Genomic DNA, 23,154 nt, shown 5'->3' with positions numbered 1-23,154 from the left:
CGCCCTCGATCAGCTTGTGCGGATCGTGCCGCATGATCTCGCGGTCCTTGCACGATCCCGGCTCGGATTCATCGGCGTTGATGACCAGGAAGTTCGGCCGGTCGGGCTTGGGTTCCTTGGGCATGAACGACCATTTCGTGCCCGTCGGAAACCCAGCCCCGCCCCGCCCGCGCAGGGCCGACGCCTTGACGATGTCGATGATCGCGTCTTGCCCGCGCGCCATCAACGCGCGCGTGTCGTCCCAATCGCCGCGCAAGATCGCCGCGTCGAGCGTCCACGGCTGGAACCCGTACACGTTGGTGAAGATGCGGTCCTTGTCAGCGAGCATCGGTACGGCTTTCTGTGAAGCGATGCCGGTCTAGGTTCGCCTGAAGCACCGCGAGCGTAGCCGCCATCTTGGCATAGTGCCGCACGTCGGCTGGGCCCATTCCAAGAAGCGAAGCGTACAGGCGAGACTGACAAAGCGCGAACTCGTTCACGCCCACTCTCCCCGGTAATCGTGGTTGGCGTCGACCATCTCGCGCAAGCTCGTCGGCCCGCCCTCGGGGCACGAGTCCCGCCGCCCGATCTGCGAGCCCGCCGCCGGCGTCTCGCCCCTGGCAAGCGCTTCCAGCACCGCGGTCGTACGATCGTAATCCAGATCCTCGAAATTATCGTCGTTGATCTGCACCATCGGCGCGTTCGCGCAGGCGCCCAGGCACTCCACCTCAGTCAGCGTGAACAGGCCGTCGGGGGTCGTCTTGCCCTTGTTCAGCCCCTTGTTCTTGCACGCCGCGATCACCTCGTCCGACCCGCGCAGCATGCACGGCGTCGTGCCGCACACCTGGACGTGGTACCGGCCGACGGGGGCCAGATTGTACATCGTGTAGAAGGTCGCGACCTCGTAGACGCGCATATACGGCACGCCGATCTGGCGCGCGACGAACTCGATCACCGGCACGGGCAGCCACCCTTGCGTGCCCGTCTCCGCCCCTACCTGCCGCTGGGCGAGGTCGAGCAGCGGCAGCGACCCCGACTGCTCGCGCCCGGCCGGAAAGCGCGCCATGATGTCGCGCGCCTTGAGCTCGCTCTCGGCGTTCCAAGCGAACGAGCCCCAGCGCGCGCGGGTCTCGGCCTCGTCGGGGATGGTCGGTGCCTCAGCCACGAGCGGAACCCTTCAGCGCAACTGCACCAGCTATGACGATTACAGCCGCAAGCCCGCCCAGAGCTAGTTGTAGAACAAGGTTCGACCTATCCTCACCTACAAAGCTCTGAAAGAGCCTGCCGCTGGTTGCGGACCAGACCCCAAGTGTGATGACACACAGCCACGCGAAGGCATAGAAAAGCCGTTCGGATGCTTTCGCCTTTGTATTCGACCTCACCGATCGCACTCCCCGAACACGATATCCATCGCCCCCAGAATCGCGGTCGTATCCGCCAGCATGTGCCCGCGGCTCATGAAGTCCATCGCCTGCAAATGGCTGAACGCGGTCGGCCGGATCTTGCAACGATACGGCTTGTTGGTCCCGTCCGCGACCAGATACACGCCGAACTCGCCCTTGGGGCTCTCGGTCGCAACATACACTTCGCCCGCGGGCACGTGGAAGCCCTCGGTATACAGTTTGAAGTGATGGATCATCGCCTCCATCGACCGCTTCATGTCCGCGCGCCGGGGCGGCGACACCTTGGAATTGAGCGCCTGGACAGGCCCGTCAGGCATCTCGGCGATGCACTGGCGCATGATCCGCGCCGACTGCCGCACCTCCTCGACGCGCACCATGAACCGGTCGTAGCAATCGCCGCGCGTGCCCACCGGCACCTCGAAATCCATGCGGTCGTACACGTCGTAGGGCTGCGACTTGCGCAGGTCCCACGGAATGCCCGCCGCGCGGATCATCGGGCCCGAAAACCCCCAGGCGATCGCGTCGTCGCGGCTGACGGTGCCGATATCGACGTTGCGCTGCTTGAAGATTCGATTGTCCGCGACGAGCGAGATCGCATCCTCGAACAACTGCGGCAACCGGTTGTCGAGCCAGTCGCCGATATCGGTCAGCAGCTTTAGCGGCACATCCTGATGCACCCCGCCCGGCCGGAAGTAGTTCGCATGCATCCGCGCGCCCGACGCCCGCTCATAGAAGTTCATCAGGTCTTCGCGCAGCTCGAACAGCCACAGGTTCGGCGTCATCGCGCCCACATCCATCACATGCGAACCCAAATTCAGCATGTGGTTCATGATCCGCGTCAGCTCGGCGAAGAAGGTGCGCAGGTACTTGGCGCGGAGCGGCACCTCCAGATCGAGCAATTTCTCGATCGCGAGCACGTAAGTGTGCTCCATGCACATGGGCGAGCAATAATCGAGCCGGTCGAAATACGGCAACGCCTGCGTGTAGGTCCGATACTCGATCAATTTCTCGGTGCCGCGGTGGAGCAGCCCGACATGCGGATCGATCCGCTCGACGATCTCGCCGTCCAGCTCCATGACCAGCCGCAGCACGCCGTGCGCGGCGGGGTGCTGCGGGCCGAAATTGATCGTGTAGTTCTGGATCGTGACATCGCCCGTCTCCGGGTTGGCCGGGCTCCGCTTGCCCAGCACCTGATCGACATGCGGATCCATCGCGACCGTGGCGGGAGCGATCGTAGGGGCTTCGGTGATCTGGGCGTCGCTCACTGGTTCTGTCCTCCCTTGGTCGGGATAACGTCGGGATCGACGGGCTTGTGCTCCGGCTTATTCCCGGCATCGGGCGCGCCCGCTCCGGTCTGGGCCGTCTGCCCCGCGCCGCTGCCGCCCTTGGCGTAGCTGGAGTCGGGAGCCTTGGGCGCGGTGGCGGGCATCTCGGTCGTGCCGGCCGCGCGCGCTTGGTCGGGAGTGGCCGTCGTCATCGCGCCCTTGGCCTGCGGCAGCGCCCCGCCCTTCTCGTCCCCGGGCAGCGCGTACGACGCACCTTCCCACGAGCTCATGAAGTCAAAATTGCGGAAATCCTGCGGCAAATCTACCGGCTGCTGAACGACGCGCTTCTCCTCCTCGGAATACCGGACCTCGGTATAGCCCGTCATCGGGAAGTCCTTGCGCAGCGGATGTCCGCGGAATCCATAGTCGGTCAGGATGCGCCGCAGGTCGCGGTTGCCGGAGAACAGCACCCCGAACAGGTCGTACACCTCGCGCTCCAGCCACCCCGCGACCGGCCACAGATGCGTGACGGTCGGGACGGCCGCGTCCTCGTTCGTCGCGACCCGCACCTGGACCCGGTGGTTCCGCGTCAGCGACAGCAGCATGTACACGATCTCGAACCGGTCGGGCCGATCGGGGTAATCGACCCCGGCGATCTCCATCAGCTGCTGGTATTCCAGCCCCGGCGTATCGCGCAGCGCCTGCAGCGCGGCGGGCAGCCGGTCGCGGTCGACGAACAACGCGACCTCGCCGACCTTGTCTTGCGCATGGAGCAGCATGTCGCCGAGCACGTAGGCGGCCCGGTCGATCACGCCGTCGTTGGGCGCGTAACGGGGCGCGGGCGCCCTCACGATGCCGATCCGTTCTCGTCTCCGTTCGTGCTAAGCTTGTCGGGCCGTAGGCGGCCGTAGGCCAACCATCGTTCTTCTTGCGACCGGCGCAAAGAAGAACGACCCTTCGACAAGCTCAGGGCGAACGGAAGGGTAAATACCGCCCTCACCGTTCGATGCTCCCCGACCGCCGGATCTTACGCTGCAGTTGCATGATGCCGTACATCAGCGCCTCGGCAGTCGGCGGGCAGCCGGGGACGTAGATATCGACGGGGATCAACCGGTCGCACCCGCGCACGACCGAATAGCTGTAATGGTAATAGCCGCCGCCGTTCGCGCACGACCCCATCGAGATCACGTATTTCGGCTCGGACATCTGGTCGTATACGCGACGTAGCGCCGGGGCCATCTTGTTGCAGACGGTGCCCGCGACGATCATCACGTCCGACTGGCGCGGGGAAGCGCGCGGCGCGAAGCCGAACCGCTCCAGATCGTAACGCGGCATGCTCGCATGGATCATCTCGACGGCGCAGCAGGCCAGGCCGAACGTCATCCACCACAGCGAGCCCGTGCGCGCCCAGTGGATCAGGTCCTCGGTCGACGTGACGAGGAAGCCCTTGTCGTTCAGCTCGCCGTTCAGATTGTCGAAGTAACCCTGATCGGGCGCGATGACGCTCGAATCGTCGGGCCGAGCCTTCAGCTCGACCGGGCCGGAGCTGGCGACGACGGGCGTCATTCCCAATCCAACGCTCCCTTCTTCCATGCGTACACCAATCCCAGGGCAAGCTCGGCGATGAAGATCATCATGGCAAACCAGGCGGTCCAGCCGATCGAAAAAACGCTTACCGCCCAAGGATATAGGAAGGCCGCCTCGAGATCGAAGACGATGAACAGGATGGCCACCAGATAAAAGCGCACGTCGAACTGCGCGCGCGGATCCTCGAACGCCGGGAACCCGCACTCATATTCGGCCAGCTTGTCGGGGTTGGGCTTATGGGCTCCCGTCAACCGCGACACCGCCATCGGCGCGAACACGAACAACGACGACAGCGCGATCGCGACGCCCAGGAACAGCAGGATCGGCAGATATTGCGACAGGTCGACCATGCTCGCGCCTTAGTCGTAGGGCGGTAGCGGAGCAAGGCTGGCAAGGCGGCGGAATGCCATACGTTCCTTCCTTGCCCACCAAGGGACGGACCCTAGCGCAACGCCCCCGCCAGCAGCTTGTGCAGCTTCGTGTGAAGCCCGTCATTGGCCGCCAGGAACTCCGACCGCTCCATCGCGCGGTCGCCGCCGCGGAAGTCGGTGACGTACCCCCCCGCCTCCTTGACCAGCAACACCCCCGCCGCCGCGTCCCACGGCTTCAGGTCGCTCTCCCAATACCCGTCATACCGCCCAGCCGCGACCCAGGCGAGATCGAGCGCCGCCGCCCCGAACCGCCGGATGCCGGCCACCTGCGGCGCGATCGCCCCGAAGATCCGGCTCCACTGCGCGAAGTCGCCGTGGCCCAGGAACGGGATGCCCGTCGCGATCAGCGACTCCGACAGCTCGCGCCGCGCCGAGACTCGTAAGCGCTGCTCCTGGACCCATGCCCCCCGGCCCTTCTCGGCCCAAAAGCTCTCGTCGGTCAGCGGTTGATAGATCAGGCCTGCGGTGATCTCGCGCTTGCCCGACGGCATCGGCTCCTCGACTGCGATCGAGATTGCGAAATGCGGGACGCCGTGGAGGAAGTTGGTCGTCCCATCCAGCGGATCGACGATGAAGCGCGGCTTGTTCGGATCGCCCGCCACCTCGCCGCGCTCCTCCATCAGGAACCCCCAACCGGGCCGCGCGCGCGAAAGCTCCTCGTACAACGTCTGCTCGGCGCGCCCGTCGGCCGCCGACACGAAATCGGCCGGCCCCTTCCGGCTCACCTGCAGCTGCTGCACCTCGTTGAAGTCGCGCCTCAAACGCGGCGCCGCCTTGCGCGCCGCACGCTCGATAACGGAAATCAGGCCGGACTGGACGGGCATCTTACTTCCTCAAAACCCTCTCCCGCTTTCGCGGGAGAGGGACAGGCGCGAAGCGCCAGGGTGAGGGCCGGACCGTGCCCGGAAGGGCCCTCACCCGACCTCGCTACGCTCGGCCACCCTCTCCCGCGAAGGCGGGAGAAGGAAAACAATCAGTCCGCCCGCCTCACGTAGCTCTGCTCATACACATCCACCACGATCCGCGTTCCCGCCCCGATATGCGGCGGCACCATGACCCGCACCCCGTTTTCCAGGATCGCGGGCTTGTAGCTCGACGAGGCGGTCTGCCCCTTCACGACCGCATCCGCCTGGGTGATCAGCGCCTCGATCGTGTCGGGCAGCTGGACGGAGATCGGCCGCTCGTCATACAGCTCCATCACCACATCCATCCCGTCCTGCAGGAACGCCGCCGCGTCGCCCAGGATGCCCGCGTCGAGCGTGATCTGCTCGTAGGTGACCTTGTCCATGAAGGTCAGCTGGTCGCCGTCCTTGAACAGGAACTGGAAGTCGGTGGTATCTAGCCGAACCCGCTCCACGCTCTCGGCGGAGCGGAAACGGACGTTGGTCTTGCGGCCGTCGATCAGGTTCTTGAGCTCCACCTGCATGTACGCGCCGCCCTTGCCGGGCTGGGTGTGCTGGATCTTGACCGCGCGCCAGATGCCGCCTTCATACTCGATGATGTTGCCCGGACGGATGTCCACGCCGTTGATCTTCATGTGCGACCCGATGTGAAATAGCGAGGCGCCGGGCCTTACCGACGCCCCTCCCCCTCGGCAAGCAGCGGGTAGGGATTGACGTCGTCCCCCTGCCACCAGCGGTCGCCCGGCTTCATCCGCGACGTGCTGAAATGCAAATGGTGGTTTCCCTTCCCCGCATCGCCCGTGTCGCCGACATACCCCAGCACCTCGCCCGCGCGGACCTTCATCCCCTCGCGGACGCCGCCCGCATAGCCTTTCAGATGCGCATAATAATACTGCCACCGCCCGTCCGCCGATCGGAGATAGAGCGTCGTCCCCCCGAGCTCGCTGTCGAACAGCTTTTCCACCCGGCCCGCGACCGCCGCCACCACCGGCGTACCCTCCGCGGCCATCACATCGAGCCCCCGGTGCCCGCGCCCGCCGCTCCGCGCGTCGCCCCAACTGTCGCGTATCGCGGCCCGCGCCACGCCCGCGACGGGTATGACGAGTTCGCCCATCGACGGCGAGCTGATGGCGATCGGGCGGGGCGGCATCTCGGCGAACGACATCGGTCGCGCATCCGACGCCGGCTCGAACCGCACCGTCGTCACCGATAATATCGCGACTCCGGCCACCACGGATCCACCGATCGCGAGGCCAAGGCGCTTGCGCATCGCCTAGGCCTGGAAGACCGCCGTGACGCCCGGCTTGATCATCAGCGACAGCCGCGCGACGTCCCAGTTGGTCAACCGGATGCACCCGTTCGACTGCGCACGGCCGATCTGGTGCGGCTCGGCGGTGCCGTGGATGCCGTAATGCTCCTTCGACAGATCGATCCACACCACGCCGACGGGGTTGTTCGGCCCGGGCGGGATGATCTGCGCCGCCTTGGAATCGTCCACCTTCTTCAGGATTTTCGGATTGAACTTCCAGTCGGGCATCGGCGAAATGCTCAGCACCTTCCATGTGCCCAGCGGCAACGGGTCGGTCGACGATCCCATCGTCGCCTGGAACTGCGCCACGAGCTTGCCCTGCCCGTCCAGCACGCGGAGCACCTGGTCCGACTTGTCGACGACGATCTTCTCGCCCTTGGGCTGGTTCGCATCGACGTTCAGCTGGTTCAGCATCGCCCGCCATTCGGGCTTGGCGCTCCCAGGATACTCGCGCGAAGTCGGCAGCGCGTTGGGCACCACGATCTTCTGTCCCGCCGCCAACCGCGTTTCCGGCGAGTTCATCGCAATCAGTATCTCGGGCGTGGTGTGAAACATTTCCGCGATCTTCTCGATCGGCGCGCGGTACCCCATCGCCTGCAGCTTGGCCTGCTGCTCCGGCTCTTTGGGGATGGCCGTGAACGGCCCCGCCAGCGCCGCCTCGCTCAAGGTCAGCTCGCGCGTCGGACGCATCGCCTTGTAAGGGTGAAGCGCGGCCAGCGTCGGACGATCCATCTGGCCGGTCAACTTCATGCCCCGGCTCTCCTGGAATCCCTTGATCGCCGCCGTCAGCGACATGCCCGGCCGCCCATCGAGCACCCCGGGCGAAAAGCCCAAATGGTCGAGGATCACCTGCACATGCAGGATCGACCGATCGATCTTGACCGCCTCCTTAGCTTGCGACGCCGGTGGCTTCGGCGCTCCCTGTTGCGCGGCCGCCACGCCGACACCCGCCGCCGCGACGGTCGTCGCCAGAACCAATCCGATACGCTTCACGCCACTCTCCACTAACACAGGTAAATGGTCGAACGATCGAACCAGCCTTTGTTTCCGGCCTCAGCGCATGCCGAGAAGGTCGGAGAAACCGCGCACCGCGGCGATTTCATCGCCGTCCCACACCGCGCCCGACACCGCCAGGAAGTCCGCTCCCGCTGCCATCAGCGGCGCGGCGTTGGCGGGCGTGATTCCACCGATCGCCACGCACGGCAGCTCGAACAGCGCTCCCCACCAGCTCAGCATCGACGGCTCGGGCCGGTGCGCGGCGTCCTTGGTCGCCGACGGAAAGAAGGCTCCGAACGCGACATAATCCGCCCCCGCCTCGCCTGCGCTCATCGCCAGATGTCGGCTGTCGTGGCACGTCACCCCGATCTGCACGTCGGGACCCAGGACGTCCCGTGCCTCGCGAGGATCGCCATCCTCTTGCCCCAAATGCACCCCATCCGCGCCGAGCCGCTTGGCCATGCTGACTGAGTCGTTTACGATGAACGCCACCTCGCGCTCGGCGCAAATCGTCTGCAACGGCTCGGCCAAACGCGCCGCCGTATGCTGGTCCACACCCTTGACCCGAAACTGGAACGCCGCCACCGGCCCCGCATCCAGCGCCCGCGTCAGCCGATCGGGGAAATTGCCCCCGACCTCGAGCGGCGAGACGAGATAAAGCTGACAGGGCGGCCGCTTACCCGAACGCTGGAATGCGACCGCGAAGTCGGGGTCGAGCGGGCCTAGAGGATCATCGGTCACCCTCCCGCGCCTAGCCGCTCCAACGCCGCCGCGAAACCCACCGGGTCATCGAGCCGGTGGGCGATCGCCACGACGCCGCGCTTGCCCGGCAGCGGGCTACGCAGATCGAGCACCACGTTGGGATAGGCGACCAGAGCCATGTTCAACGTCGTGCGCGCCTTCACCACGCCCCCATCCCAACTCGATCGCAAACCGACCGCATCGGCGAGCGGCACTGCGACGCTGCGAAAGGTGCCGATCCGCATGACCAGCATCTCCGGGCCGAGCAGGACAGGCAGCCGCTTCATCGACCGGATCAGCGCCACGATCCAACCGATGCCCGTCAGCGACATGGCCGACAGGACCGCCGCCACCGGCCAGCTCCACGCCGCGATCAGGCCGTGCACAACGATCAGCTCGATCGAGCTCAGCGCCACCAGCACCCACAACATCGGCGCGATCGCGCGGTGGTAAGAGAACGCCAGCGGCGCGGCCCCGTCCGTCGGTCGGTCAGCGCCGGGGAACGCCCTTACTCCTCGCCCTTGTAGATCCGCACCAGTCGCTGGAGCATCGCGATCGCCTCGTCACGCGGACGCTGGAAGGTGTTGCGGCCGATGATCGACCCGTTGCCGCCGCCGTCGCGGATGTCGCGCGCGTCCTGGTACAGATCGTCCGCGCCCTTGGACGCCCCGCCCGAAAACACGACGATCCGTCGGCCGTTGAAGCAGGACTGGACCACATGCCCCACCCGCTTGGCTTGGGTCGACCAGTCGCCGCCCTCGTACATCTTCTTGGCCTCGGCCTGCTCGATATGGGCGGTCGGCAGCTTCACCTTGATGATGTGCGCGCCAAGCAGCGCGGCGATGTGCGCGGCGTAGGCGCCGACATCGAGCGCGAGCTCACCGTCCTTGGACAGCTTGCCGCCGCGCGGGTACGACCAGATCACCGTCGCGATGCCGACCGCCTTGGCTTCCGCCGACATCTCGCGGATCTCGTTCATCGCGTCGAACACGCCGTCCGACCCGGGATAGATCGTAAAGCCGATCGCCGAGCAGCCCAGCCGCAGCGCGTCATCGACCGTCCCAGTCACCGCCGACGCGACGCTCGTCGCCCAGCTGTTCGAGCTGTTGACCTTCAGGATCGTCGGGATCTGGCCCGCGAACGTCGCCGCCCCCGCTTCGATCATTCCCAGCGGCGCGGCGTAGGCCGACAGCCCGGCATCGACCGCGATCTGGAAATGGTAATGCGGATCGTATGCCGCCGGGTTGACGGAGAAGCTGCGCGCGGGCCCATGCTCGAACCCCTGATCAACCGGCAGGATCACCATCTTGCCCGTGCCGCCGAGCTCGCCCTGCATCAACATGCGCGCGAGATTCGCCTTCACACCGGGATTGTCGGACTCGTAGTTGGCCAGGATGGCCTTGACCTGCGGCGTCATCGTGATCCCTTATCTCTATGTTTGTGTATCCGACGGTTGTTAGCTGGGCCAGATGAGAGGAGCAACGGCCGGGAACGTCACAAATCGAGCCAGAGTTTCAGTCCTCGGTCGATGGCCGCCATGCCTTCGGCAGGTGCGGACCCGACCCGTCGACGTATTCGGCTCCGGCGTAGCGTCGTGATCCGATCGACCTCCACCTCGCTGGGCTCGTCAAGCCCCGTGGTCGCATCAGAGTCGAGCGGAATACGGAGATCGCCCGACCCGAACAGGATCGTCGTGACCGGGCAGACCGTCACGGTGGCGCTATCGGAAAGCGTCGTCTCGCGCTGCACGACGACGTAAGGTCGCGGCTTGCTCGTGAAATCACCCCGTTGCGCGCCGATGACGATGTCACCGCGCTTCAAGCGGCCCGGCTCGCAACCGCGCCCGCCTCCTCGGCGTCGATAAGCGCTTCCAGATCGTCCGCCGCAAAATCAAGCTCGTTGAGCTCGCTATCGGGCGTACGCGCGGCGATCCTGCGCACTTCGGCGATCAGCGCCTCGTCATCCTCGGCATGCCGAAGGTAAGACTTCAACGCGTCCCGAACCAGATCGCTCTTCGTCCGTCCCTCGCGACGCGCCAACCGCGCGAGCTTGGCCTCGGTGTCGCCGTCCAACCTCAAACCAAGCACATACGCCTCCGTTCAACAATGTTGAACCTATGCCGTTTCGCCTACCGCGTCAACGCTGCCACCCCCGGCAGCTCGCGCCCTTCCATCCATTCAAGGAACGCGCCGCCCGCCGTGGATACGAAGCTGAACTGGTCCGCCACCCCCGCATGGTTCAGCGCCGCGACCGTATCGCCGCCGCCCGCGACCGACACCAGCCCGCCATCCACCGTCAGCGCCCCCGCGATGCGGGCGAGCGCGACGGTCGCGGTGTCGAAGGGCGGCGTCTCGAACGCGCCGAGTGGGCCGTTCCACACCAGCGTGCGGCAGTTCTTGAGCACGTCGCCCAGCGCCTCGACCGCCGCGGGGCCGACATCCAGGATCATCTCGCCCTCCGCGACCTCATGGACGTTGACGGTGCGCGTCGGCGGGTTCGCTCGGAACTCGGTCGCGACCACCACGTCGTATGGCAGGTGCACGGTGCAGCCCGCCCGCTCGGCCGCAGCCATGATCTCGCCGGCGACGCCTGCTAAGTCATGCTCGCACAAGGACTTGCCGACCTTTACTCCGCGCGCAGCGAGGAAGGTGTTTGCCATCCCGCCGCCGATGATCAGGTGATCGACCTTGGCCACCAGATGCCGGAGCACGTCGAGCTTGCTTGACACCTTGGCCCCGCCCACGACCGCCGCCACCGGATGCTCGGGCGCGCCCAACGCCTTGGTGAGGGCATCCAGCTCGGCCTCCATCGCCCGGCCCGCGAACGCCGGCAGCGCATGCGCCAGCCCCTCGGTGGATGCATGGGCGCGGTGCGCGGCCGAAAAGGCATCGTTGACGTACAGAACACCCAACTTCGCAAACCGTTGAATGACTTGCGGATCATTCTTCTCCTCGCCCGGAAAGAAACGGGTGTTCTCCAACAACGCGATGTCGCCCGGCCGAAGCATCGCGACCGCGTCCTCCGCGCTTCCCCAATCGACAAAGCGCACCGACCGCCCCAGCACGTTCTCGTACGCCTTAGTGACGAGCGCGAGCGAGAACTCCGGGCCCGGCGCCTTCGGTCGTCCGAAATGTGCGAGCACCAGCACGATCGCTCCCCGGTCCGCCAGTTCGGCCACCGTCGGCACCGTCGCGCGTAGCCGCGTGTCGTCCGTCACGGCGGCCCCGGACATAGGAACGTTCAGGTCCTCGCGGACGAGCACGCGCTTGCCGGCGATGTCGCCCATGTCGTCGAGCGTCTTGAACGGCTTGGTCATGGTTCTTCAGTCCTGATCACATCACCGACGCCGATCGACCCGCCCGTGACGACACGCGCGCAAATTCCGCCCCGCCAATCCCGCACCAGCGCGGCGAACAGGCCGGGCGCCAGCGTCTCCATGCGCTCGCACGGATCGGTCTCGCGCGTCACCTCCAGCATCACGTCGCGCCCGAGCCGCAAGAACGCGCCCGGGCGCTGCGGCAGGTCGAGACCGTCCACGAGCAGGTTGCACCGTCGTTCCCACCACGGGAGATCGCGCCCGACCTCCACCATCGCCGCGTCCCAATCGGCACGCTCGATCAGCGTGATCTGGCGCTTGCCCGCCGTGCCCGGCTTACGGACGCCCCGGTGGTCGCCTGCGATCCCGCCCTCGCAACTGATCTCCGCCGACGCGATCACCTTCATCGGTGCCTTTACATAAGCATGGCGAGCGATCCCCGCGATCACGCCGATCCGTATGTCGAGCGATCGACACGCCCGTCCAAACTCCGCCGTCATGCTGAGCGTTCCCTCCACGGCACCCGGCCCCCGCCGGATGCTCCCCGGTCACTGGAATGACGGGAACCGAACGTTCGTGCAAGGACGCTTCAGGATTACAGGAAGTTGGCCATCGCCGTCGCCGTGTCGACCATGCGGTTGGAGAAGCCCCACTCATTATCGTACCAGCTGACCACGCGTACCAGTTTGCCGTCGATTACCGCCGTCTCCAGGCTGTCGACCGTCGACGATGCGGGCGTGTGGACGATGTCGATCGAGACCAGCGGCTCGTCCGAATAGACGAGCACGCCGACCATCGGCCCGCTTTCCGACGCCGCCTTCAGCACCGCGTTCACCTCGTCGCGGGTCGTCTCACGCGACGGCTGGAACGTCAGGTCGACCAGGCTGCCGTCGGGCACGGGCACGCGCACCGCCGACCCGTCGAGCTTGCCCTTCAGCTCGGGCAGCACTTCGCCCACCGCGCGCGCCGCGCCGGTGGTGGTCGGGATCATCGACATCCCCGCCGCCCGCGCGCGGCGCAGGTCCGGGTGGATCTGGTCCAGGATCTTCTGGTCGTTCGTGTAGGCGTGGATCGTCGTCATCAGCCCGCGCTCGATCCCGATCGCATCGTTCAGCACCTTGGCGACGGGTGCGAGGCAGTTGGTCGTGCAGGACGCGTTCGACACGATATGGTCGTCCGCCGTCAGCCGCTCGTGGTTGACGCCGTACACGACGGTCAAATCGACTCCCTTGGCCGGCGCGGAGATCAGCACCTTCTTGGCCCCAGCCGCGATATGCTTGCCCGCCGACTCGCGGTCGGTGAAGAAGCCGGTGCACTCCATCACCAGATCGACGCCCAGCTCGCGGTGCGGCAGGTTCGCCGGATCGCGCTCGGCGGTGACGCGGATGCGGCGGTCGTCGATCACCAGATCCTGCCCGTCGGCCGCGACCTCGCCCGGGTAACGGCCATGAACACTGTCGCGGCTGAACAGCCAGGCGTTCGATTTGGCGTCGGCCAGATCGTTGATCGCGACCAGCTCCAACTCGCCGCCCTTATCCAACCCACCCTTCTCCAACATCGCCCGCGCGACGAGACGGCCGATACGGCCGAAGCCGTTGATCGCAACCTTGATCGTCATCCAAGTTTCTCCTGTAAGCTATTGCGAACACGCGGTTTGCATGTTCGATGTATCCCGCCCGCAAGTCGGATCCTTACGGCCCTTGCTCTTGGCGCGAACCTTTGCGGGTCGGCGGCCCCGCCTGTCAACACCGCCGCCACCGCCCGCTTTCCCGCTTGTGGACCGTCCCTCGTTTGCTAAGCCGGCCGCCATGACCGACCCCCGCTCCCATGCGATCCCAGACGCGACCCCGGCCGCGACCCGGATCGACGCGGCGCTCGCCCGTATCGAGGCTGCCATCGAGGCCCGCGCCCGCGCCGCCGACGCGCTCGCCCGCCGCCATGCGGCGCTCAAGGCGCGGATGGCCGAGGCGGTGACCGCGCTCGACGACGTCATCTCGCGCGGGACCGCCTGATGGCGCAGGTCACGCTGTCGTTCGGCGGCCGCGCCCACCTCGTCGCCTGTCGCGAAGGCGAGGAAGAGCGCGTCCAGCAGCTCGCGGCCATGATAGAGGCGCGCTGGCCCGGCGCCGCCCGCGCGGGCGGCGGATCGTACGAGCGCACCTTCCTGTATGTCGGCCTGATGCTCGCCGACGCGCTCGACGAGGCGGAGAACCGACCGCTCCCTAATGACCTGGTCAGCGAGGACGAACTGGCCGGCATCGCCGCCCGCCTCGAATCGCTGGCGGGCACCCTTGAGCAAAGCGCGCCGACGCCCTAGATCGAGAGACGGCGGGAACTGCCCGGTGCGAGTCCAGCATAATCCCTGAGGCTATTCATCATCCAAGGGGGCTGTCCCTGCGCGGATCCTGGTCCGTCGTACATGGTCCCTATCTGACGTACCAAGCGTCAGCGGATATCAGGGCAAACGGCCATGGCGGTCCCGCCACCCGCCTCGACCGATGACGGACAAGACCGACCTTCGCGCCCGGATGCGCGTCGCTCGCCTCGGCTTCGTTCCCGACCGGCCCGTCCGCGTGAGCGGCGATTTCCTGGCGCGCCTGCGTCCAGGCATCGTCGTGGCGAGCTACCGCCCGATGCGCGGCGAGGCCGATCCCGCGCCGCTCGAGCGGGTCGCGATCTCGGCCCGCTGCGTCCTCGCCCTCCCCTGGGTCTCAACCCCCATCGAACCCATGCGCTTCCTCGCCTGGACGGATGGCGAGCCGCTCGAGCCCGGACAGTTCGGCCTCGAACAACCGCCGGCGCACGCTCCCGATCTCGCGCCCGACATCATCCTCACGCCGCTCCTCGCCTTCGACCGCCTCGGCGGCCGGCTCGGTCAGGGGATGGGCTATTATGACCGCTCCTTCACCCTACATGCGACGAGCTGGCGCGTGGGCGTGGCCTGGTCGGTCCAGGAAGCACCGCGCATTCCCGTCGACCCCTGGGACGTTCCCCTCCACGCGGTCGCGACCGAAAAGGAATGGATCACCGTATGACGCCGACCCTGCGCAAGCCCGTCGGGGCGCTCGCGATCATCGGGCTGATCATCGTCTGGGCGGTAATCGTCGCCAGTCTGTCGTCGGTTGTGGGCGGCTGGCATTGGCTGGCCCAGCTCGCCTTTTATACCGTCGCGGGAATCGTGTGGATCCTGCCGCTCAAGCCGCTTCTGCAATGGATGGAGACGGGGAAACTACGGTGAGACGCGGCAGCGTAGCCGATGTGCACGCCGAAGTCTCCGGCCGGCGCGGCGGAGCGCGCCATGAGGCGCGGCTTTGCCGCGACTGACGGCGGGCGGTGTAGGGAAAGGTCGGGAGAGGCGTCGCGGCGAAGCCGCGTCGTCGGACGGGGCCGTTGCCCCGCCAGCCTCGCTTGCGCGTCTTGGTCGCTGCTCCGCAGCCGCCATGCGCTTGGCGCGAGTGACGGGGCTCGAACCCGCGACCTCCGGCGTGACAGGCCGGCGCTCTAACCAACTGAGCTACACCCGCTTGTTAAGCGAGGCGGCCGAATATGCGGGGGTGGCCTGGGTGTCAACGCCCGTTTGCGTACTGCTCCTCCTCGCCCGCGCGCTGCTCGCGGCGGTGCCGCACCAGTGTCCCGTGCTCGAACAGGAAGCCCGCGATGTCCGGTTTGCCCGCCGCGCCCAGCACCGTCTGGAGGATGATGAGCAGCGGCACCGCCAGCAGCGCGCCCGGCGTACCCCACACCCAACCCCAAAAGCTCAATGACACCAGGATCAGCACCGGGCTGATCGTCAGCCGGTGGCCGACGATCAGCGGCGTGATCGCGTTCGCCTCCACCAGATGCAGCCCGGCCATGATCGCGGGCGGCAACAGCGCCAGCCAGATGTCGGTGAAGGTCATCAGCCCGCCGATCGCAAGCAGCAGCGCGGCGATCACCGGCCCGAAATAGGGGATGTAGTTCAGCAGCGCGACGATCCCGCCCCACATCAGCGGGTACGGCATGCCGATCAGGTGAAGTGCCAGGGCGACGATCAGCCCCAAGGCTATGTTGATGAAGGTGATCGTGCCCAGATAGGCCGACACGTCGTCGACCACGTCCTGGATCACCCGCGCGGTCGCCATCGCGCCGTTGAAGCTCGCCCGGTTGGTGATCGTCCGCCGCCGCATCCCCGTCCATCCCGACAGGAAGAAGAACACGACCAGTACCGCAAAGAAGAACTGGATGATGACCGCCGGAGCCGACGTGGCGGCAAGCTCCAGGATCGAGCCGGGCGGTGCGACCGCGGCGGTCTGCGGCTGGCGGACGGGCGTCGAGGCGATCTGGCGCAGCGTCCGGTTGGCGTAGCGCTCCAGGTTCGAATAGATGTCCAGGAGCGGCTGGAGGTTGGCCTGGATGCGGTCGATCCGCGTCGGCAGCAGCTGAAAGAAATCGGTCGCCGGCACAATGATCGCCGCCAGCGCCACGTTGGCCGCGACCAGGAACAACAGCACGCACAGCAGCGCCGCCAGCGACGAGGGCACGCGGCGCCGCTCCAGCCATTCGAGCAGCGGGACGAGCGCGACCGCGACGACCAGCGCGGCGGTCAGCGGCAGGAAGAACTCGGCCCCCGCTTTCAGCGCGAACGGCAGCCCCAGCATCAGCCCGACCCCCGCCGTCAGCGTCAATGCCGCGAGCAACCGGTCGCGCCGCATCGCGACGCGCATCGCATCCTCGGCCGTCATGCCCAACGGAAAGCCGAGCACCGCATCGGCGGCGTCGTCCGGGACGGGGAGGTTCGGGTCGCGGTCGGCCATCGACGCGATACTTAGCGCGGTTTACGCGGGCCGGGTATCCCGCCTAACATTCCCCGATGGGCGAATATCTGCTGGTCATCGACGAGGGCACCACCTCGACGCGAGCTATGCTGTTCCGGCCGACGGGCGAATGCGTCGCGAGCGAGGCCGCGCCGCTGACGCAGCACTATCCCCGCCCCGGATGGGTCGAGCATGACGCGGTTGAGATCTGGCGGCGGTCGGTTCATGTCGCGGGGGTGATGGTGGCGCGGGCGGGCGGCGCGGAGCGGATTTTGGGCGTCGGCATTACCAACCAGCGCGAGACGATCGTATTTTGGAACCGCGACACCGGCGAGCCGCTTGCGCCCGCAATCGTCTGGCAGGACCGCCGCACCGCCGACTTCTGCCGGGCGCTCCGCGACGCTAAGCACGAGCCGGCGGTACAGGCCAAGACGGGGTTGCTGCTCGACCCGTATTTCTCCGGCTCCAAGATCGGCTGGGCGCTCCGGGAATGGCCCGATCTGGCGGCGGCGGGCGACCGGCTCGCGGTCGGCACCGTCGAGAGCTGGCTCGTCTGGAAACTGACGGGCGGCCTCCATGTCACCGACGCGACCAACGCCGGCCGTACCGCGCTAATGGATTTGGATACGGGCGACTGGGACCACGGACTGCTCGACCTGTTCGGCGTTCCTCGCGCGCATCTACCCGAGATCGTCGATTGCGCCGGCCGCTTCGGCGAGACCCGAGCCTTCGGACCGCCCATCCCGATCCGCGGGTTGGCGGGCGACCAGCAGGCCGCGTCGATTGGCCAGGCCTGCCTCGCGCCCGGCGAGACCAAGGCGACGTTCGGCACCGGCGCGTTCATCCTGACGCATACGGGGCGCAAGCTCCGATCCGACCACCGGCTCCTGTCGACCGTCGCCTGGCAGCTCGGCGGCGAGCGCGCCTATGCGCTCGAGGGATCGGTGTTCGTCGCCGGCAGCCTCGTTCAATGGCTCCGCGACCAGCTCGGCCTAATTAGCGAGGCTGAGGAGACGGAGGCGCTCGCGCGAAGCGTGCCCGACAACGGCGGCGTATACCTCGTCCCAGCGCTGTCGGGCCTCGGCGCGCCGTGGTGGCGGCCCGACGCACGCGCGAGCATATCGGGCCTCAGCTTCGCCGCCACCAAAGCGCATATCGCGCGCGCGGCTCTTGAGGCGCAGGGCCATCAGGCGCACGACCTGAAGACCGCCTTCGCCGCCGACGGCCAGGACTGGGCAACCTTGCGCATCGACGGCGGCATGGTCGCCAACGACTGGCTGGCGCAGGACCTTGCCGACATGCTCGCCCTCCCCGTCGAACGCCCGCGCTTTACCGAAACCACCGCGCTGGGCGCGGCGATGCTGGCGGGCGTCGGCGTCGGTTTGTTCGCGAGCCTCGACGAAGCGGCGGGGATGCGCGGCCCGGTCGGACGGTTCGAGCCGTCGATCGACGCGGACGAACGCGAGGCCCGGCTCGCGGGCTGGCGGCACGCGGTCGAGGGCGTGCTCCGGTGACCCAAACCCTCTCCCGCTTTTGCGGGAGAGGGAAAGACGCGCGTAGCGCGGCGAGGGTGAGGGACGGGCCTGTCCGGGCGAGGCCCGGCCCTCACCCTGGCGCTGACGCGCCTGTCCCTCTCCCGCGAAAGCGGGAGAGGGTGTAAGTCAAGCCGCCACGCGGTCGTCGAACAGCGTCTTCAGCTCGCGTTTCATGATCTTGCCGTTAGCGTTCCTCGGCAGCGTTTCGGCGACGAAGCGGATCGCGACGGGCGTCTTGAACACGGCCAGATGCTTCTTCACCCAAGCCTGGAGCTCCGCCTCGCTCGCCTCCGCGCCCGGCGCGAGATGGACCACGGCGGCGGGCTCCTCGCCCAGCGTCCGGTGCGGCAGGCCGATCAGCGCGCAGTCGGTCACCGCCGGATGCGCGTAGAGGCAGTTCTCCACCTCGGTCGAATAGATGTTCTCGCCGCCTCGGATCACGATGTCCTTGGCCCGGTCGACGATGTAGCAAAAACCTTCCTCGTCGAGCCGTGCGAGGTCGCCCGTGCGGACCCAGCCATCGACGAAGGTCTGCGCCGACGCCTCCGGCTTGTTCCAGTAACCGCGCACGATCATCGGTCCCCGCGCCCAAAGCTCGCCGACCTCGCCCGGCGGCGTTTCGGTCGTGCCGTCCTCTTGCCTGATGTTCAGGTCGGCGGTCGCGACCGGCGGCCCCGCGCTGGCCGGGCGGTTCAGATAGTCCTCGCCCGAGTGGCTGGTGACAGTCGCCATCGTCTCGGTCATGCCCCAGCCGTTGCCGGGCAGCGCGCCGAACTCGGCGTAAATGCGCTTCACCAGATCGGGCGCGGACGGCGCGCCGCCATACAGGATCGCCTCCAGCGAGGAGAGGTCGTACGCTCCCCGGTCGGGATGCTCCAGCAGCTGCCAAGCCACCGTGGGTACGCCCCCCGTCATGTTGACCCGCTCGCGTTCGATGATCTCGAACGCGCGGATCGTGTCCCATTTGCGCATGAACACCATCGTCGACCCGGTCGCCATCGCGGCCATCAACGTGGCCGAGCACGCCGTGACGTGGAACAGCGGGATCACGAGCAGCATCACCTTGGGCTCGGGCGCGGCGGGCGGGGTCTCTCCGCGCCGAAGCAGGGTACGCGCGGAGGAATAGCCGCTCGACAGGATGTTGGTGACGAGGTTGCGGTGCGTGCCCAGCGCTCCCTTGGGCGCGCCGGTCGTGCCGCTGGTGTAGAAGATCGTCGCATTGTCGTCGGGCGCGACCGCGACGGCCGGCAGCGCGCGGTCGGACAGCGCGCGCCACTCACCCGGCGTGCCGATCACGTCCTCCAGCCGCGACGCGGGCGCGCCGAGCGACGTGCTCGCGCGGGCGACGAGGACGTGCAGGAGATCGGGCAGCCGCCCGTACGCTTCGACCAGCCGCGCATGGCGTTCGTCGTCGACAATGAGCACCTTGGCACCCGAGTCGCTCAGGCCGTATTCCAGCTCCGCGCCCGTCCACCAGGCGTTGAGCGGCACCGCGATCGCGCCGAGCGCGGTGATCGCGAAAAAGCTCGCCACCCATTCGGGCAGGTTGCGCATGGCGAGCGCGACCCGGTCGCCGCGGTCGACGCCCAAGCCCGCCAGATGCTCGGCGATCGCCGCCGTCGCGCGGTGGTTCGCATCGTAGCTGACGCGCTCATCCTCGTAGATCGTGAACGTCCTGTCGCCGTGCGCGCGCGTTGCCGACAGCAGCCCCGGCAGCGACGGCGGCGCGTTCTTCCACACGCGGGTGCGCCGCCCATGGACCTCCGCCTCCTCCATTTCGAACTTCGCGCCGGGCGCGGTGAGCGCGGCGCGGGCCTCTGCAAGCGTCATGGCGGGCCATCCGGCGGGAAGCTGCATGAGGGGTTCGCTGGCCAAGGCTGTATCTCTCCGATCGAAGAACGGGTTTGCGGACGTCCGCTCGTCTTACCCAAGGTTAGAGTTGATCCGCGTGCGGCTCAAGGCCATAGGGTCGTGCGTGTTTGGAAACAGGGGTATGGACTGGGCATGGTGATCGCGGACGCGGCTGCGCACGGCTTCGAGCCCGCCCGCCTGGCGCGAATCGACACGTTCGTGCGCGATCGCTATCTGGATACCGGCCTGCTTCCCAACGCCCAGCTGCTCGTCGCGCGGGACGGCGAGGTGGTCCACTTCTCCAGCCAGGGCTCCGCCCGTGAGGGCGGTCGCGCGATCGACGACGGATCGCTGTTCCGCATCGCATCGATGACCAAGCCGATCACGTCGGTGGCGTTCATGATGCTCGTCGAGGACGGGCTGGTCGCGCTCGATACGCCCGTCCACCAAGTCCTGCCCGAGTTCAAGGGCGTCGGCGTCTATGACGGAGGCGGCGCCGGGGTGCCGTTCCGCACCAAGCCGACCGCCGAGCCGATGCGCATGGTCGACCTGCTCCGCCACACCGCCGGCCTGACCTACTCCTTCCAGAACCGCTCCAACGTTGACGCCGCCTACCGCGAGCGCAAGATCGACGACTGGCACGGCGAGTACGACCTGCAAGGCTTCGTCGCCGAACTGGCCAAGCTGCCGCTCGAATTCTCGCCCGGGACGTCGTGGAACTACTCGGTCGCGACCGACGTGCTCGGCGCTGTGGTGGAGCGGGTGTCGGGCCTGACGCTCTACGCCTTCTTCGCGACGCGCATCTTCGGGCCGCTCGGGATGCACGACACCTTCTTCCAGGTACCCGCCGACAAGCTCGACCGGCTCACCGACTGCTACGCCTTCGCGCCGGGCCGGGGCCGCGTCATGTACGACCGGGGCGATGCGAGCGCCTGGAGCGGCGCGCCCAAACTGTTCTCGGGCGGCGGCGGGCTCGTGTCGACCGCACGCGACTATCACCGGTTCAACACGATGCTGCTCGGCGGCGGCGCGCTGGACGGCGTCCGCATCCTCGGGCGCAAGACGTTGGAGTTGATGACGGCCAACCACATTCCCGGGAACGGCGATCTGGCGGGCTGGTCGAGATCGCTGTTCAGCGAGGCGTCGCTTGCCGGAACGGGCTTCGGGCTCGGCTTCGCGATCAACATGGACCCGGCCAGGTCGATGGTGCCCGGATCGGCCGGTGAATATTATTGGGGCGGCATGTTCTCGACCGGGTTCTTCGTGGATCCCATAGAGCGGGTGACGATGGTGTTCCTGACCCAACTGTCGCCCAGCAGCCTCTATCCCATCCGCCGCGAGCTCAAGACGATGATCTACGCGGCCCTGAACTGATCCAGACCAGGAGAATACAGACGTGACCTCCCCCATCCGCACCGAACGCCAAGGCGACATCCTGGTGATCGTCTCCGACAATCCGCCCGTCAACGCGCTCGGCGCGGCCGTTCGTCAAGGGCTCGCGGCCGCGATCGAGGCGGGCGTCGCCGATGACGGCGTGGCCGCGATGGTCATCCGCTGCGACGGCCGCACCTTCTTCGCGGGCGCGGACATCACCGAGTTCGGCAAGCCCATGCAGGAACCCGGCCTCCCCGCCGTCGTCGACCTGATCGAGGCGAGCCCCAAGCCGGTGGTGGCCGCCATCCACGGCACCGCGCTCGGCGGCGGATGCGAGATCGCGCTCGGCTGCCATTACCGCGTCGCGGTCGCCTCGGCCAAGCTCGGCGTTCCCGAGGTGAAGCTCGGCCTGCTTCCCGGCGCGGGCGGCACCCAGCGGCTGCCGCGCGTCGCGGGCCTGAAGCTCGCGCTCGAGATGACCGCCACAGGCAACCCGATCGCGGCCAAGCGGGCGCAGGAGGCCGGCTTGGTCGACAAGATCGTCGGCGAAGACAGCCTGGAGGCCGACGCGGTCGCCTACGCCAAGGAGGTCGCCTCCGCCCGCCCGGTCCCGCGCGCGAGCGAGCGGACCGTCGCGGCCGACCCGGCCGTCGTCGAGGCGTTCCGCAAGGAGAACGCCCGCAAATTCCGCGGCTTCGACGCGCCCGCCGCCAACATCGCCTGTGTCGTCAAGGCGACGGAGGTGCCGTTCGAGGAGGGTGTGCAGTTCGAGCGCGCCGAGTTCATGAAGCTGATGATGGGCGTCCAGTCCGCCGCCCAGCGCCACATCTTCTTCGCCGAGCGTCAGGCCGCCAAGATCGACGACGTTCCCGCCGACACCAAGCTCCGCGAGATCAAGCGCGTCGGCGTCATCGGGGCGGGCACGATGGGCGGCGGCATCTCGATGAACTTCCTGACGGCGGGCATCCCCGTCACCATCGTCGAGATGCAGCAGGAGGCGCTCGACCGCGGCGCGGGCGTCATCCGTAAGAACTACGAGGCGACCGCCGCCAAGGGTCGGATGAAGCCCGAACAGGTCGAGGCCGCGATGGGCGCGCTCACCCCCTCGCTCGACCTGTCCGCGCTCGCCGACTGCGACCTGATCATCGAGGCCGTCTATGAGAGCATGGACGTGAAGAAGGAGATCTTCGGCAAGCTCGACGCGATCTGCAAGCCCGGCGCGATCCTGGCGTCGAACACCTCCTATCTCGACATCGACGAGATCGCCGACTCAACTTCGCGCCCGCAGGACGTGGTGGGCATGCACTTCTTCTCGCCCGCCAACGTCATGAAGCTGCTGGAGGTCGTGCGCGGGGACAAGACCGCCCCCGACGTGCTCGCCACGGTGATGGCGCTGGCCAAGAAGATCGGCAAGGTCGCGGTGGTGGCGGGCGTCACCTACGGCTTCATCGGCAACCGCATGCTGATGCCGCGCCAGCTGGAGGCCAACAAGCTTCTCATGGAAGGGGCCACGCCCGAGCAGATCGACAAGGTGCACGTCGCGTTCGGCATGCCCATGGGTCCGTTCCAGATGGCGGACCTGGCGGGCGTCGATATCGGCTGGCACCGCGACCCGAGCCGGATCGAGAACATCCGCGACGCGCTCGCCGCCGAGGGCCGCTGGGGCCAGAAG

Annotated in this window: 27 protein-coding genes, 1 tRNA gene and 1 pseudogene; 7 read left to right on the top strand and 22 right to left on the bottom strand. The window is 67.4% G+C overall.

The genetic code is table 11. The features are described 5' to 3' along the window. The 19 genes and pseudogenes from ACFE7F_RS12740 to gap all read right to left on the bottom strand — a co-directional run. Window positions 1-328, bottom strand: a pseudogene (locus ACFE7F_RS12740) (NADH-quinone oxidoreductase subunit F); the annotation flags it as partial. After that, window positions 318-479: a hypothetical protein gene (locus tag ACFE7F_RS12735; RefSeq protein ID WP_375404226.1), complete on the bottom strand. Its 162-nt coding sequence runs from the start codon at window positions 477-479 to the stop codon at window positions 318-320. The gene ACFE7F_RS12735 and the pseudogene ACFE7F_RS12740, both read right to left, overlap by 11 nt. Next, window positions 476-1,144 (bottom strand): complex I 24 kDa subunit family protein, encoded by a 669-nt coding sequence (locus ACFE7F_RS12730; protein ID WP_375404225.1) that lies wholly within the window; start codon window positions 1,142-1,144, stop codon window positions 476-478. The genes ACFE7F_RS12735 and ACFE7F_RS12730 overlap by 4 nt, the downstream gene beginning before the upstream one ends. A gap of 213 nt (window positions 1,145-1,357) precedes the next feature. Further along, the gene (locus tag ACFE7F_RS12725) at window positions 1,358-2,593 is read right to left on the bottom strand and encodes an NADH-quinone oxidoreductase subunit D (protein ID WP_375404229.1); all 1,236 of its coding nucleotides are present in this window, start codon (window positions 2,591-2,593) and stop codon (window positions 1,358-1,360) included. A 50-nt stretch (window positions 2,594-2,643) separates the two neighbouring features. Next, window positions 2,644-3,498 (bottom strand): NADH-quinone oxidoreductase subunit C, encoded by an 855-nt coding sequence (locus ACFE7F_RS12720; protein ID WP_375404224.1) that lies wholly within the window; start codon window positions 3,496-3,498, stop codon window positions 2,644-2,646. Between the two features lie 145 nt (window positions 3,499-3,643). Beyond that, entirely contained in the window at window positions 3,644-4,213 is a 570-nt protein-coding gene (locus ACFE7F_RS12715; RefSeq protein ID WP_375404223.1) for a NuoB/complex I 20 kDa subunit family protein, read from the bottom strand. Further along, complete coding sequence (gene ndhC / locus ACFE7F_RS12710; protein WP_375404222.1) at window positions 4,210-4,584, bottom strand: NADH-quinone oxidoreductase subunit A; 375 nt, start codon at window positions 4,582-4,584, stop codon at window positions 4,210-4,212. Before ndhC ends, ACFE7F_RS12715 begins: the two co-directional genes overlap by 4 nt. A gap of 92 nt (window positions 4,585-4,676) precedes the next feature. Then, window positions 4,677-5,489 carry an inositol monophosphatase family protein gene (locus tag ACFE7F_RS12705; protein WP_375404221.1) on the bottom strand — a complete coding sequence of 271 codons (813 nt, stop codon included), beginning with the start codon at window positions 5,487-5,489 and terminating at the stop codon, window positions 4,677-4,679. A gap of 149 nt (window positions 5,490-5,638) precedes the next feature. After that, window positions 5,639-6,202 carry an elongation factor P gene (gene efp, locus ACFE7F_RS12700; protein ID WP_375404220.1) on the bottom strand — a complete coding sequence of 188 codons (564 nt, stop codon included), beginning with the start codon at window positions 6,200-6,202 and terminating at the stop codon, window positions 5,639-5,641. Window positions 6,203-6,237: 35 nt separating this feature from the next. Beyond that, window positions 6,238-6,837, bottom strand: a complete 600-nt coding sequence (locus tag ACFE7F_RS12695) for a M23 family metallopeptidase (protein WP_375404219.1) — start codon at window positions 6,835-6,837, stop codon at window positions 6,238-6,240. Window positions 6,838-6,840: 3 nt separating this feature from the next. Beyond that, complete coding sequence (locus ACFE7F_RS12690) at window positions 6,841-7,869, bottom strand: L,D-transpeptidase (RefSeq protein ID WP_375404218.1); 1,029 nt, start codon at window positions 7,867-7,869, stop codon at window positions 6,841-6,843. A gap of 60 nt (window positions 7,870-7,929) precedes the next feature. After that, entirely contained in the window at window positions 7,930-8,613 is a 684-nt protein-coding gene (gene thiE / locus ACFE7F_RS12685; protein WP_375404217.1) for a thiamine phosphate synthase, read from the bottom strand. Next, window positions 8,610-9,044 (bottom strand): hypothetical protein, encoded by a 435-nt coding sequence (locus ACFE7F_RS12680; protein ID WP_375404216.1) that lies wholly within the window; start codon window positions 9,042-9,044, stop codon window positions 8,610-8,612. Before ACFE7F_RS12680 ends, thiE begins: the two co-directional genes overlap by 4 nt. Before the next feature lie 77 nt (window positions 9,045-9,121). Further along, window positions 9,122-10,030, bottom strand: coding sequence for a class I fructose-bisphosphate aldolase (locus tag ACFE7F_RS12675; protein ID WP_375404215.1), 909 nt, complete (start codon window positions 10,028-10,030; stop codon window positions 9,122-9,124). Between the two features lie 77 nt (window positions 10,031-10,107). Continuing rightward, entirely contained in the window at window positions 10,108-10,434 is a 327-nt protein-coding gene (locus ACFE7F_RS12670) for a type II toxin-antitoxin system PemK/MazF family toxin (protein ID WP_375404214.1), read from the bottom strand. Then, the gene (locus ACFE7F_RS12665) at window positions 10,431-10,700 is read right to left on the bottom strand and encodes a ribbon-helix-helix protein, CopG family (RefSeq protein ID WP_375404213.1); all 270 of its coding nucleotides are present in this window, start codon (window positions 10,698-10,700) and stop codon (window positions 10,431-10,433) included. Before ACFE7F_RS12665 ends, ACFE7F_RS12670 begins: the two co-directional genes overlap by 4 nt. Window positions 10,701-10,741: 41 nt before the next feature. Further along, window positions 10,742-11,929, bottom strand: a complete 1,188-nt coding sequence (locus ACFE7F_RS12660; RefSeq protein WP_375404212.1) for a phosphoglycerate kinase — start codon at window positions 11,927-11,929, stop codon at window positions 10,742-10,744. Continuing rightward, the gene (locus ACFE7F_RS12655) at window positions 11,926-12,429 is read right to left on the bottom strand and encodes an MOSC domain-containing protein (RefSeq protein ID WP_375404211.1); all 504 of its coding nucleotides are present in this window, start codon (window positions 12,427-12,429) and stop codon (window positions 11,926-11,928) included. The genes ACFE7F_RS12660 and ACFE7F_RS12655 overlap by 4 nt, the downstream gene beginning before the upstream one ends. A gap of 95 nt (window positions 12,430-12,524) precedes the next feature. After that, window positions 12,525-13,547: a type I glyceraldehyde-3-phosphate dehydrogenase gene (gene gap / locus ACFE7F_RS12650; RefSeq protein ID WP_375404210.1), complete on the bottom strand. Its 1,023-nt coding sequence runs from the start codon at window positions 13,545-13,547 to the stop codon at window positions 12,525-12,527. 190 nt (window positions 13,548-13,737) lie between these two features. On the opposite strand from gap, the gene ACFE7F_RS12645 reads away from it, so the two are divergent. The 4 genes from ACFE7F_RS12645 to ACFE7F_RS12630 all read left to right on the top strand — a co-directional run bounded on the left by ACFE7F_RS12645 (window position 13,738) and on the right by ACFE7F_RS12630 (window position 15,167). Beyond that, on the top strand, window positions 13,738-13,941 hold the full coding sequence (locus tag ACFE7F_RS12645) for a hypothetical protein (RefSeq protein WP_375404209.1): 204 nt from the start codon (window positions 13,738-13,740) through the stop codon (window positions 13,939-13,941). Further along, window positions 13,941-14,246, top strand: a complete 306-nt coding sequence (locus ACFE7F_RS12640; RefSeq protein ID WP_375404208.1) for a cell division protein ZapA — start codon at window positions 13,941-13,943, stop codon at window positions 14,244-14,246. The genes ACFE7F_RS12645 and ACFE7F_RS12640 overlap by 1 nt, the downstream gene beginning before the upstream one ends. A 181-nt stretch (window positions 14,247-14,427) precedes the next feature. Beyond that, window positions 14,428-14,964, top strand: coding sequence for a 5-formyltetrahydrofolate cyclo-ligase (locus ACFE7F_RS12635; protein ID WP_375404207.1), 537 nt, complete (start codon window positions 14,428-14,430; stop codon window positions 14,962-14,964). Next, window positions 14,961-15,167: a DUF2842 domain-containing protein gene (locus ACFE7F_RS12630; protein ID WP_375404206.1), complete on the top strand. Its 207-nt coding sequence runs from the start codon at window positions 14,961-14,963 to the stop codon at window positions 15,165-15,167. Before ACFE7F_RS12635 ends, ACFE7F_RS12630 begins: the two co-directional genes overlap by 4 nt. 209 nt (window positions 15,168-15,376) lie before the next feature. Here the strand turns inward: ACFE7F_RS12630 and ACFE7F_RS12625 are convergent. Continuing rightward, window positions 15,377-15,453, bottom strand: a tRNA-Asp gene (locus tag ACFE7F_RS12625). Window positions 15,454-15,495: 42 nt separating this feature from the next. Next, window positions 15,496-16,722, bottom strand: coding sequence for an AI-2E family transporter (locus ACFE7F_RS12620; protein ID WP_375404205.1), 1,227 nt, complete (start codon window positions 16,720-16,722; stop codon window positions 15,496-15,498). A 56-nt stretch (window positions 16,723-16,778) separates the two neighbouring features. Between ACFE7F_RS12620 and ACFE7F_RS12615 the strand changes: the two genes are divergently transcribed. Next, window positions 16,779-18,236 carry an FGGY family carbohydrate kinase gene (locus ACFE7F_RS12615; RefSeq protein WP_375404204.1) on the top strand — a complete coding sequence of 486 codons (1,458 nt, stop codon included), beginning with the start codon at window positions 16,779-16,781 and terminating at the stop codon, window positions 18,234-18,236. 147 nt (window positions 18,237-18,383) lie between these two features. On the opposite strand, the gene ACFE7F_RS12610 is transcribed toward ACFE7F_RS12615, so the two are convergent. Further along, window positions 18,384-20,114, bottom strand: a complete 1,731-nt coding sequence (locus tag ACFE7F_RS12610) for a class I adenylate-forming enzyme family protein (RefSeq protein WP_375404228.1) — start codon at window positions 20,112-20,114, stop codon at window positions 18,384-18,386. Between the two features lie 147 nt (window positions 20,115-20,261). Between ACFE7F_RS12610 and ACFE7F_RS12605 the strand changes: the two genes are divergently transcribed. Together ACFE7F_RS12605 and ACFE7F_RS12600 are read left to right on the top strand one after the other, a co-directional pair. Further along, window positions 20,262-21,482, top strand: a complete 1,221-nt coding sequence (locus tag ACFE7F_RS12605; RefSeq protein ID WP_375404227.1) for a serine hydrolase domain-containing protein — start codon at window positions 20,262-20,264, stop codon at window positions 21,480-21,482. Between the two features lie 22 nt (window positions 21,483-21,504). Then, on the top strand, window positions 21,505-23,154 hold a 1,650-nt coding region (locus ACFE7F_RS12600), incomplete at its 3' end, for a 3-hydroxyacyl-CoA dehydrogenase NAD-binding domain-containing protein (RefSeq protein WP_375404203.1).

Source organism: uncultured Sphingomonas sp. (assembly GCF_964235535.1).
Taxonomy (GTDB): Bacteria; Pseudomonadota; Alphaproteobacteria; order Sphingomonadales; family Sphingomonadaceae; genus Sphingomonas.
This window is presented reverse-complemented; position numbering and strand designations above follow the sequence as displayed.

Coding starts and splice junctions, on each gene's coding strand:
- efp (WP_375404220.1), bottom strand. CDS start 6,202: ATGAAGATCAACGGCGTGGACATCCGTCCGGGCAACATCATCGAGTAT.
- ACFE7F_RS12620 (WP_375404205.1), bottom strand. CDS start 16,722: ATGGCCGACCGCGACCCGAACCTCCCCGTCCCGGACGACGCCGCCGAT.
- ndhC (WP_375404222.1), bottom strand. CDS start 4,584: ATGGTCGACCTGTCGCAATATCTGCCGATCCTGCTGTTCCTGGGCGTC.
- ACFE7F_RS12605 (WP_375404227.1), top strand. CDS start 20,262: ATGGTGATCGCGGACGCGGCTGCGCACGGCTTCGAGCCCGCCCGCCTG.
- ACFE7F_RS12660 (WP_375404212.1), bottom strand. CDS start 11,929: ATGACCAAGCCGTTCAAGACGCTCGACGACATGGGCGACATCGCCGGC.
- ACFE7F_RS12635 (WP_375404207.1), top strand. CDS start 14,428: ATGACGGACAAGACCGACCTTCGCGCCCGGATGCGCGTCGCTCGCCTC.
- ACFE7F_RS12630 (WP_375404206.1), top strand. CDS start 14,961: ATGACGCCGACCCTGCGCAAGCCCGTCGGGGCGCTCGCGATCATCGGG.
- ACFE7F_RS12610 (WP_375404228.1), bottom strand. CDS start 20,114: ATGCAGCTTCCCGCCGGATGGCCCGCCATGACGCTTGCAGAGGCCCGC.
- gap (WP_375404210.1), bottom strand. CDS start 13,547: ATGACGATCAAGGTTGCGATCAACGGCTTCGGCCGTATCGGCCGTCTC.
- ACFE7F_RS12645 (WP_375404209.1), top strand. CDS start 13,738: ATGACCGACCCCCGCTCCCATGCGATCCCAGACGCGACCCCGGCCGCG.
- ACFE7F_RS12695 (WP_375404219.1), bottom strand. CDS start 6,837: ATGCGCAAGCGCCTTGGCCTCGCGATCGGTGGATCCGTGGTGGCCGGA.
- ACFE7F_RS12655 (WP_375404211.1), bottom strand. CDS start 12,429: ATGACGGCGGAGTTTGGACGGGCGTGTCGATCGCTCGACATACGGATC.
- ACFE7F_RS12615 (WP_375404204.1), top strand. CDS start 16,779: ATGGGCGAATATCTGCTGGTCATCGACGAGGGCACCACCTCGACGCGA.
- ACFE7F_RS12715 (WP_375404223.1), bottom strand. CDS start 4,213: ATGACGCCCGTCGTCGCCAGCTCCGGCCCGGTCGAGCTGAAGGCTCGG.
- ACFE7F_RS12725 (WP_375404229.1), bottom strand. CDS start 2,593: ATGGATCCGCATGTCGATCAGGTGCTGGGCAAGCGGAGCCCGGCCAAC.
- ACFE7F_RS12705 (WP_375404221.1), bottom strand. CDS start 5,489: ATGCCCGTCCAGTCCGGCCTGATTTCCGTTATCGAGCGTGCGGCGCGC.
- ACFE7F_RS12680 (WP_375404216.1), bottom strand. CDS start 9,044: ATGTTGTGGGTGCTGGTGGCGCTGAGCTCGATCGAGCTGATCGTTGTG.
- ACFE7F_RS12640 (WP_375404208.1), top strand. CDS start 13,941: ATGGCGCAGGTCACGCTGTCGTTCGGCGGCCGCGCCCACCTCGTCGCC.
- ACFE7F_RS12675 (WP_375404215.1), bottom strand. CDS start 10,030: ATGACGCCGCAGGTCAAGGCCATCCTGGCCAACTACGAGTCCGACAAT.